Annotated in this window: 1 protein-coding gene and 1 pseudogene; both read right to left on the bottom strand. The window is 60.3% G+C overall.

What is annotated here, in order from left to right; genetic code table 11:
- Positions 1–640, bottom strand: a 640-nt coding sequence (locus tag AC5RWT_RS37745; protein ID WP_494084671.1) for a 5-oxoprolinase subunit PxpA, incomplete at its 3' end; no start/stop codon positions are given.
- Positions 637–1073: pseudogene (locus tag AC5RWT_RS37740) on the bottom strand (urea carboxylase); the annotation flags it as partial. The gene AC5RWT_RS37745 and the pseudogene AC5RWT_RS37740, both read right to left, overlap by 4 nt.

The raw sequence follows: 1073 nt of genomic DNA, 5'->3' as shown, positions 1-1073 counted from the left end.
CAAGATCCCGCCCCGACACCGTGGCTACTTTCCCTTCCCTCACAAACCTGATCGCACGTGAGGATACAAGTGCCGGGTCCCAAGCCAGCTTTTCCCGTTCGATCAGAAGGTTGCCGGCGTCGTCATAGCCAAGGTCGACAAATCCTTCCTGGACCAACCGGACTCCGTAACGGGCGGCGAGCTCAGCGTGGCGCTTGTCGAAGCAGTAGAGAGGGAGGGAGCTGTCTATTTCGGCGACCGCCGCGATGACGGCTTCAGCCAGCTCTTCGTCCTCCAACGACATCAGGTACATGACCCCGTGCGGTTTCACATGGGAAAGTTTCGCCCCTTCGGCCTCCACGAAGCCCTTCAGGGCGCCTATTTGATAAAGCGTGTAGTCCTGGAGTTCTTCCGCTGAGACCGCTATTCGTCGTCGTCCAAAGCCCAGAAGGTCCGGCAGCGCGACGTGAGCTCCGATTTGGAGGCCCTGGTCAACTGCCGCCCGGACCGTGCGGCGCATGGTTCTTGGGTCCCCGGCGTGGAAGCCGCAGGCGATGTTGGCGGCGCTGATATAGGGCATGAATTCTTCGTCCGGCGCGAACCGCCAGCGGCCGTAGCCTTCTCCCATGTCACAGTTGATTTCGATGGCTGTGTTCATCATTCGGTCCCTCCTGCTGAAGACATGAGCATGGAACGTTCCTCGTCCAATGCGTAGGCGTCGTCGATGGAAATGGGCTTGAACCGGATCGTGTCGGTTCCCGGCCGCATCTGGCCCGTCTTCCATAGGCTGGCCTTCGGGACGACTCCGAATACGACAAAGCCGCCGGAAGTGGGCCCGTCAGGTCCGAGGATCACGGGAGTGTCACCATTGAGGTTGATCCCGCCGAGAGGGTAGCCGGTGTCGAGGATGTTGGATGGATGTCCGCCGGCAATACCGCCGTCGGGCCGTGCCCACTGCAACCTCACCGGGTCCAGCCTGATACCGGTACGGTTTGAGTTCTGGTCAACGGTCCAGGAGCGTGCAAAGAAGTCCTCGACGTCCGTTTCCGTGAAGAATTCAGGTGTAGCAAATGGCCCTGGCACGACTTCCAGTT

Source organism: Arthrobacter sp. Dra40, assembly GCF_059091905.1.
The sequence above is the reverse complement of the archived record's forward strand: the minus strand, read 5'-3'. Positions and strand labels throughout refer to the sequence as shown.